We start from the raw sequence: 7,935 nt of genomic DNA on the forward strand, positions 1-7,935 counted from the left end.
TTCCCATGAGCATCACACTGACACCCCTTGCGGTCGAAAGCCGCCCGGTCCTTGAGGCGCTGCAGAGCGACCAGGTTCCGGACACCGTCAACGGCCTTGCGAAGCTGCTCGATCGCGACCCGTCCAACCTGCGGCGCAGCCTCAAGGGGCTGACGGCCGAAGGCTGGATCCTCGCTTCGGCCGAGACTGGCCGGCCGTACGTCCTCACGGACGCCGGGTCCCAGGCGCTGGCCGGGATGCGGGTCGCAGAGGGGGCCGCGAGCGCGGGCCTCCCGCCGCTGACGCGCGAACAGATCGCCCCTGATCCGGACCAGCCGCGCAAGGCCTTCGATCCGGACGCCCTGCAGGAGCTGGCGGAAAGCATCGCCGATCGCGGCCTGCAGCAACCGCTCCTGGTCCGCATGACCGGCGACGGCTCGGCCCAGCTGGTCGCGGGCGAGCGCCGCTGGCGCGCGATCGGCCTCCTGATCGCCGCAGCCGATCCGCGTTGGCCGGCTGATCGCCACGTCCCCTATCATCTGAGCGCCCAGGCGGACGCGGCCGAGATCCTGGCCGACCAGGTTGTCGAGAACGTCCAGCGGGCGGGCTTGCATCCCCTTGAGGAGGCCGAGGCTTTCCAGACCCTCAAGGCCGAGCATGGCTGGGGCGTCGGCCGGATTTCGAAAACCGTCGGAAAGACCCGTCGCTTCGTCGAGCAGCGCCTCGATCTGCTTCTGCTCACCCCGGCCCAGCGCGACCGCATGCGTCTCCCCCGCGATCACGCCGACCACCTGACGGCGTCGCGGGCGCGGGAAATGATCCAGCAGCTGCGCCAGATCTCGGGCGCAGCTGCAGAGCAGCGCGATATCGAGGAGATCGCGCCCGGCGAGGGCGTCGCCGCCGTCTCGGCCGACGCCGAAGCCGCCGCCCGCAAACCGAAGCTGACGGCCCGGGAACTCATGGTCCTGGGCGAGATCGCCGCCGCCGCAGCGGCCCGGCCGTCCGCGCGGTTCCCCGATATCCCGGGCCCGATCGTCGACGTCGACTTCGCCCAGGCCGTCGCGGACGCCGGGCTGCGGAATCTGGACCAGTCAGGGCTGGTCGCGACCCTCCTCGACGCAGACGCCGAGGGAAGTTTCGGCGGGGCCCGGGTCGAGGATCTCGGACACCTTCGGCTGCGCCTTGAGAACCTTCACCCCGCCCACAATCCGCGCGCCCTGTTCCACCTGCGCCGCGAGGCCGGGATCTCGGCCGACCAGGCGCGCCAGCTGAACGCCCTGCAGCGCTGGGCGACGCCGTTCCTGAACGCGGCCCACACGGCGGCGACGGCCGACGCCAATCCGGCGACGCCCGAAAGCGCCCCGGCGAAGATCGCCCCGGCCCTTCCTGACTATATCGAACGCTGGAGCGCACCCTTTGCCGGCCCCGCTGGCCACCAGCCGTACGGCGCGCAAAAGGGCAGCGATTGGCATAGCCCGGCCGAGCGCCTGATCCTCCTAGAGCTGGCTGATAAGTGCCTCGCTGAACCGGAGACGATCGAAGGCCAGGCGGGATGGACGATCATCGGCGCAGAGCCGACGAAGGCCGACTTGGGCGGCCTGCATGGCGGGATCGTCGAGCTAGGCTCAGTTCGACGGCTCTTTTCGACGAAGGCCCAGCCAGTCGCGCGCCTTCATTTCTCGGCGGGAACTGCGAACGAGAGCGGCGGGATCCATGGCGCGCTGACGCGCCTCGGCTTCTATTCCGACCGCCAAGGGGCGCTTGCTCAGGCGCGACAGGATGCGGGGTACAGCGGCGAGGATCTCCAGATCCTCGAACAGGGCGGCCTTTATGCGACGCCTTGGCTGAACGTCGCGAAGGTCGAGGAGCCTAAAGCCGCCCAGGCCGGCCAACGGATGGAATGCCCGGTCGTTAACCCCGCATGGCGCCTTCCTTGGATCACGATCCAGGAGCTGCAGGATACGGCCGGCAATGTCGGATATCGCGCGCACGTCCGCCACGGATACGCCCAAACCATCGAGGCCAGCGAGTACCTCCCGAACCCGCCGCTCGCCCTGGGACGCGTGGCCGAAGGTCTGCAGCGTCGATTCCGTGCCTTGCTCCCGGCTGACGTCATGGCCTGGCTGGACCAGCTGCAGGGCGAACACTTCGTCAATGGGATAGACTATTTCAGCGCCGCTAGGGCGTCCGAGGCGAGAGCGAAGCTCGCAGCGGGAGGCGACCCCGGCTATCCGGTCGTCCAGGCCGAGGGCCCCGAAGTCTGGACCCAACCGCCGTTCGCAACCCCTGGCGAGGCGGACGACAACAAAGTCCTCGGCGATCTGACGGAGCCGCAGATCCGGATCCTGAGGGAAGTCGGTCACGCGCTGGAGGCCTCGGCCGCCGGGCTGGGCGAGCCGGTCGCGGTCGGTCAGTACTGGCTGGACGCGGACGCGGTCGCCCTCTGGAAACGCGCGCCGGATGCGCTGCTCCTGTTCAGCGCCCAGCCGGGCGAGCCCTGGACGGTCCAGCTGACGGAGGCGGGTCGCAACGTCGTCCGGCTTCTGAACGCGGAAATGGATCCGCTGGCCCTTGCGATGCGGATCGACCGGGAAGGCTATTCCTGCGCCTGGCTGCGCCCTGTCGAGACGCCGATCGGCGAGCAGCTGGGCGAGGCGGCCGAGGCCGAGGACGTCGCCGAGGAGTCGCAGCTCCTGATCGACGTCCGCGCCGAGATCGCCGCCGGCGCGCCGGATCCGGAGAAGCTGTTCCGTCTGGTCGGCCTGGTCGGCGACTTCGCGGCGGGCGGCGACGCCCAGATCACCCTGACGCCCCACGGCGGCGGACGGATCGTTGAACTGGCGGTCGCGGATCCGGATCGGGCCGAGCCCGAGGATCTCGCCATCGCCCGCGCCGAGCTGATCGCCTTCGCCCTGAACGCCCTCGCCCGAAACGTCGCCGACGCCCGGGAGGCCGCATGACCGCCCCCGCTTTCAATCTCGACGACTACGCCGCCGGCCAGGGCGCGCTGCGGTCGGCCATGGTCGCGGGCCTTTCGACCCTCCCTCCGGACCACCACGCCGGGAGCTTCACGATCGGGGCGTTCTGCGCGCTGGTCCGGCTGATCTGGGATCGCAGAGATCCCGGATCGTCGCGCGATCGCATTGCGTCCTATCTCACCACGGTCGCGGGCGACGTCCTGCGCGACGCCGAGGGGCGGGTCGAGCCGCCGTCGCCGCTGCAGTCGATGATCGAGGGACTCGAGTCCGCCGCGATATGCTGCGCGCCTCGGGACGATCAGGGGCGCGTGATCAAGGATCGCGACCTGACGCTGACGGCGCTTGCGGCCGTGGCGGCCGACCTTCTGGCCGAGGAACAGGACCCCGCCGTTCGCGCGCAGACGGCCGCCCGTCACGGTGCCCTGATCGCCGATATCCTCAGGGCCGCGGCGGAAGCACCGACCCCGCCCCGTCCGCCGTTCCGGCCGCGCATCGTCGGGGGCTGGCAGGCATGAACCAGGCTCGACCGACCCTCGACCGGGCGCTGATCCGCGCCCAGCTGCAGCTGCTCGCCGACGCGGGCCTGTCGACGGCCGGGGCCGCGCTCCTGCTCGGCGTCACGCGAAATACCGTCATCGGTCGCGCCCGGGACTGCGGCGTCCGGTTCAACGGCCCGCGCCCGAAAACCGGCGGCTGCAATCGCGAGCAGGCCCTGCGCGGCTGGGCGACCAGACGGGCGCGCAGCCCGATCGCGGCGAACGACGCCGCCCCCTTTTCTCTAACCCGCAAGGAAACCCGACATGCGTGAGATCATCGACGCCGCCGCTCAGAAAGCCCTCGGCGGCCCCGTCCCCTCGACGATCAAGGTCAAGATCGATCCCGCTCTGCGCGTGATCACGATGATCGGCCCCATGGCCAGCGGCAAAACCCGGATCGCGCGCGCCGTCCCAGTTGAAGCGCGTCGGGGCTGGACCTGCCTCACCGGGACGAACGATCGGGAGATCCGTCGCCAGTTCAACAACGAATGGCTGGCCGATCAACCGCCGGCCGGTCGTGGAAAGTACTTGGCCGACTAGATGCGCCCGCCCTGGAGCGAAGCGATCCCCCTTCTGGCCTCGGCCGGCTTCGCCGCCGGGCCTCCCCCGAAACCTGACACCCCCTGGAGTCGACTCATGAAAGACCAGATCGATTACGCCTTCCTGACGCGCGTTGACGCCGTCGCCCGCCCCGTCGCCTTCCCCTCGATCGACAAGCTCGCCGCCCATATCGAGCGTCGCCGCCAGGACCGGACGATCATCCTTGAGCAGATCGAGGACATTCACGAACGCCGCCGGATGGCCCAGGGCGACAGCCCGCCAGCGCCGCAGGGCCTTCGCGATCGCGGCGTCCAGATCTTCACCCTGCTCCCCGACGGAACCCGCGACCGCTCGCTCGGCTTCGCCTGGCTGCGGGGCGGCGGCCGCGAGCGGCTGCAGGACGCCCTGACGCGCGTTGGGATTCGGTCCGGCCGAGATCCTCGCCGGGCGGTGATGGCATGAGCGGCGATCAGGTTGGCGGGAACGAGCCCTCGCTGTTCGATATCGCTTGGGCGGCAACTGGTCGTCAGTACGGCCCCGACGCGCTCGAAAACGTGCGTCTCGGCTGGGACCTGGCCCATAGCGCGGCCCCAGCTCAAAGCTACACGCTGACAGCGCTCGCCCGCGACATCGAGAACGCTCGGGATGCACTAGAGGCGGCCGAAACCCGGTATCTGAAACGCTGGGGCTGGAACCAGACCTGCAACACGCCAGGCTCCTACTGGCTTTGGCAACGCGACTTCGCAGCTGAGGATAAGGCGCGTCACGCGGCTTGGGCGGCCGCTGGGCCCGGCCCCTACGGCATGCCGTCCGAGCCCCGGCCTTACGGCGTCATCACGGCGGGCCGAGATCTCGCTGTTTCCATGACCTTGCGGTTTCTCGACTGTCGGCCCGAGGATCAGGGCGGCGACGATGACTGAGCGCGACAAGATCTGCGCCCGGATCCGGGCCTTGCGCGCAAAGACGGTCGCTGCGGGCTGTACGGAGGAGGAGGCGCTCGCGGCCGCCGCGCTCGCGGCCCGGCTCCTGCGCGACTACAATCTGACGCTTGAGGAGGCCGCGCTGCGCGAGACGCCGTTCGCCCGTCATAGCGAGCGCCACGTCGACGCGGTCGGCCGTCAGCTTTGGAAAGTCGCCGGCGCGATCGCGGACCTGGTCGGCTCGACCTACTGGACGTCGCCCGCCGGGGTTCACCCCGTCCGCGTCGACTTTTTCGGCTTCGCCCATGAGGTCGAGATCTCGGCCTATCTGCTCGGGATTTGCGCCCGCGCGATGCAGACGGCGGCCGAGCGGCTGCAGGTCGGCCTTGCGATCCTTCGCCCGACCGTCAGGGATCGGCGGATCCGCGCCTATCTCGACGGCATGGGCGACCGGCTCGCGCAGCGGATCCGCGCATTGAAGCAGCCGACGCCCGCTGGAACCGGCCTGGTTCTCCTGCGCGACCAGCTTGTCACGCGAGGCCTGGCCGAGGCTGGGATCCAGATCCGCGCATCGGCCGCGCCGCGCTCGCGAGATCTGGATCCGGAGTACGCCCTCGGCCGTCGCGCCGCCGACGCCGTCGCCCTTAATGCCGGCCTGCAGGCGTCCGCGCGCCCGGCCGGTCGACTCGATCAGGGATCCCCACGATGACCGACCTTCCCGCCGAAACAGCCGGAACCGCGCAGGATCTCCTGCAGGGCGTCAAAGCGATCGCCGGATATCTGGCCTGGCCCGAGCGCAAGGTTTACCGGGCGCGCGAGGAGGGCTGGACGATCCCGATCCGCAAGCGCGACGGGCTCGGGATCTATGCCTTCCGGTCCGAGCTGGACGCCTGGCTTACCGATCCCTCGACCCTCCCCAGCAAGGCGGCCTGAACCATGGCGACGACGTACTTTTATGTCGACGACTGGACCGACGAAGTCCTCCCCTGCGCGCCGACCCTTGAGGGCTGGGCGCAATGGCTGGCCGCCGACGTCCGGGGCGAATGGAACCGGGAGGGTCCGATCGCGAGCGGTTCGGAGTTCTCCTGCAGCCGCCTGACGGATCTCGGGCAGATCGAGGCCGAGAAGGTCGACGGCGTTTGGACCGCGCGCGGACCTGTTCCAGAGGGGACCGACAGCTACTTCCTGCGCTGGGGCGATTCCGGCTGGGATGCGGACCACGCGGGCGACACGATCGCCGACGCCCTGCAGGAATGCGACGATGACGACGGCCAGGCCTCGCTGGCCTGCGTCAGACACGACCCCTCCGTCCGGGTCCGGCTCGAGATCTCGGACGCGGGCCCGCAGCTGATCGTCCTCTCGGCGATCCAATAGACCAGGCGCAGCCGGTCGCTGCGCACCGCGACAGCCGCCCGCGACCGGCATACAACGTCAGCGATCAGAGGAGGGCGCCTTGGCCAATGTTCGCAAGGTCGCGCAGCGCGCGCGAAAAGACGGGACCGTCAGGATCAGCTGGCGCGCGACCTGGACGGGGACCGACGGCCAGCGCCAGTCGAAGAACTTCCCGAAGAAGGGCGACGCCGACGCCTTCCTCAAGTCGATCGGATCCGGCCTGGTCGGCGGATCCGCGAGCATGACGGTCGAGGAGCTGGCGCGCGCGCACTACGCCTATTTCGACGGACTGGTCCGCGAAGGGATCCGCGAGACGTCGACGCGGGACGGATACGGCCTGCAGATCAGCCGTCACCTGCTCGCCGATCGAGCTTTCGCCCGCCTTCGCCTGTCTGAACTGACGACGCCGAAGTGTCAGCAGTTCCTGGACGATCTGCTTATCCGCTCGGGCTCGCTCGATATCGTCAAACGCCTGCGCCGCAGCCTTGTGACGTGGTGCAAGTTCGGACAGCGGAAGGGCTGGCTGATCGCCAATCCCGCCCAGCCCTGCAGCGTCGAGCGGATGGTCCGCCCGGAGGCCGGCCAAGAGCAGCTGGAGATCCCGCCTAAGGAGCAGCTGACGGCCCTTCTGACGGCCGCCGGCGAAGGCCCGGACGCGGCCCGCGACGCAGCGATCGTCCGCATGCTCATGTTCGGCGGTTTCCGGATCTCTGAGCTGCGCGGCCTGGCCGACGACGCCGTCGCGTTCAGCGGGACGGGAGCGATCGCCAAGGTCCGGGAGAAGCTGGAGCGCCAGTACAACCGCCTCGGCCGGGTTAAGTCGGCCAGGGCGCGCCGCGACGTTCCGCTCGGCCCCGCGACAGCTCGCGCGCTCAAGGCCTGGCGGCTCAAGCGCGGCCCATCGGCCGCATTCATGCACGACGCCGGCGACGGGAAGCCGAAGCGCGTCGCGGGCCGGCTGTTCCCCTGCCCTGAGGGCGGGGATCTCTGGGATTATGACGCGTTCATGCGCCGTTGCTGGCTGCAGATCATGACGCGCGCGGGCCTGGTCGAGCAGATCCCGGACAGCAAGGGGAAGAATCGGCCCGTCATCGCCTTCGGACCGCACGTCCTGCGCCACGTCGCGGCCAGCCTCTGGATCGAGCAGGGGCTGCGCCCGAAAAAAGTTCAGGAGCTGCTAGGGCATTCCACGCTCGCGATGACGATGGATCTGTACGGCCATCTGTGGCGCGACGAAGCCGAGGACGCCGCGCTCGCCCAGGCTTCGGAGGGCCTGATCGCGACGTCGAAAGGGCGGAACGTCTGAGGAACCTTGCGGCGCTCTTGCGGCGCTCGGAGAAAACGGGAAGGCCCGGAAAGCGCCGGAAAGTCGAAGAAAATCAACGGAGCGCCGGAATGCGCCTGAGCGCCGCGAGTTTCCCGCGCCATCGGAACTAAGTCGCTGATTTTGTTAGATCGCCCGCTGCTTTCCCGACGTTTCCGGACCCTATCCGGCCCGGATTTTGAGGCCGGTGCGACGTTAGCAAAATCAGATACTTAGGCAGTCTGCGGCGCTATCGCGGCGCTCAGAGCGTTTGCGGAGTCGTCGGA

General features: G+C 69.4%; 10 protein-coding genes. All 10 read left to right on the forward strand.

From position 1 onward, the window contains the following. Nucleotides 1-5 precede the first annotated feature (5 nt). Entirely contained in the window at nucleotides 6-2,939 is a 2,934-nt protein-coding gene (locus tag Q333_RS17145) for a ParB/RepB/Spo0J family partition protein (RefSeq protein WP_051651377.1), read from the forward strand. Next, nucleotides 2,936-3,472: a hypothetical protein gene (locus Q333_RS0115075; RefSeq protein WP_029418077.1), complete on the forward strand. Its 537-nt coding sequence runs from the start codon at nucleotides 2,936-2,938 to the stop codon at nucleotides 3,470-3,472. Before Q333_RS17145 ends, Q333_RS0115075 begins: the two co-directional genes overlap by 4 nt. Continuing rightward, nucleotides 3,469-3,765 (forward strand): hypothetical protein, encoded by a 297-nt coding sequence (locus Q333_RS0115080; RefSeq protein ID WP_029418078.1) that lies wholly within the window; start codon nucleotides 3,469-3,471, stop codon nucleotides 3,763-3,765. Before Q333_RS0115075 ends, Q333_RS0115080 begins: the two co-directional genes overlap by 4 nt. Next, nucleotides 3,758-4,033: a hypothetical protein gene (locus tag Q333_RS0115085; protein ID WP_029418079.1), complete on the forward strand. Its 276-nt coding sequence runs from the start codon at nucleotides 3,758-3,760 to the stop codon at nucleotides 4,031-4,033. The genes Q333_RS0115080 and Q333_RS0115085 overlap by 8 nt, the downstream gene beginning before the upstream one ends. A 96-nt stretch (nucleotides 4,034-4,129) precedes the next feature. Then, nucleotides 4,130-4,495 (forward strand): hypothetical protein, encoded by a 366-nt coding sequence (locus Q333_RS0115090; RefSeq protein WP_157072483.1) that lies wholly within the window; start codon nucleotides 4,130-4,132, stop codon nucleotides 4,493-4,495. Continuing rightward, nucleotides 4,492-4,953, forward strand: coding sequence for a hypothetical protein (locus Q333_RS0115095; RefSeq protein WP_029418081.1), 462 nt, complete (start codon nucleotides 4,492-4,494; stop codon nucleotides 4,951-4,953). The genes Q333_RS0115090 and Q333_RS0115095 overlap by 4 nt, the downstream gene beginning before the upstream one ends. Beyond that, nucleotides 4,946-5,662: a DUF7168 domain-containing protein gene (locus tag Q333_RS0115100; RefSeq protein WP_029418082.1), complete on the forward strand. Its 717-nt coding sequence runs from the start codon at nucleotides 4,946-4,948 to the stop codon at nucleotides 5,660-5,662. The genes Q333_RS0115095 and Q333_RS0115100 overlap by 8 nt, the downstream gene beginning before the upstream one ends. Continuing rightward, nucleotides 5,659-5,886: a hypothetical protein gene (locus Q333_RS0115105; protein WP_029418083.1), complete on the forward strand. Its 228-nt coding sequence runs from the start codon at nucleotides 5,659-5,661 to the stop codon at nucleotides 5,884-5,886. Before Q333_RS0115100 ends, Q333_RS0115105 begins: the two co-directional genes overlap by 4 nt. Nucleotides 5,887-5,889: 3 nt before the next feature. Then, nucleotides 5,890-6,327 (forward strand): hypothetical protein, encoded by a 438-nt coding sequence (locus tag Q333_RS0115110; RefSeq protein ID WP_029418084.1) that lies wholly within the window; start codon nucleotides 5,890-5,892, stop codon nucleotides 6,325-6,327. A 259-nt stretch (nucleotides 6,328-6,586) separates the two neighbouring features. Next, on the forward strand, nucleotides 6,587-7,651 hold the full coding sequence (locus Q333_RS0115115) for a tyrosine-type recombinase/integrase (protein WP_157072484.1): 1,065 nt from the start codon (nucleotides 6,587-6,589) through the stop codon (nucleotides 7,649-7,651). Nucleotides 7,652-7,935 lie beyond the last annotated feature (284 nt).

This window comes from Brevundimonas bacteroides DSM 4726, from assembly GCF_000701445.1.
GTDB lineage: Bacteria > Pseudomonadota > Alphaproteobacteria > Caulobacterales > Caulobacteraceae > Brevundimonas > Brevundimonas bacteroides.